Raw genomic sequence first — 238 nt, forward strand, 5'->3', positions numbered from 1 at the left:
CCCGAAGAGGGCATCGTCGGCCGCTGTGACTCCTTTGTGGTGGAAACAGATGTCCATTTTCCCACCGACATAAACCTCCTGCTGGACGCCATCCGTAAGGTCATCGAAATATGCGTGATACTGGCCGGAATGTACAACCTGCCGGGATGGCGGCAGCACAAGTACCACCAGCGGCAATTCAAGAAGCAGTACTCCAAGGTACAGCGGCTCAAGCATTCCACATCCAAGGACGCAAGCA

At 55.0% G+C, this 238-nt stretch carries 1 pseudogene; it reads left to right on the top strand.

The features are described from left to right. Positions 1-238 (top strand): annotated as a pseudogene (locus JWG43_RS21265) (ISNCY family transposase); the annotation flags it as partial.

It is taken from the genome of Desulfobulbus alkaliphilus, assembly GCF_016918545.1.
Taxonomy (GTDB): Bacteria; Desulfobacterota; Desulfobulbia; order Desulfobulbales; family Desulfobulbaceae; genus Desulfobulbus; species Desulfobulbus alkaliphilus.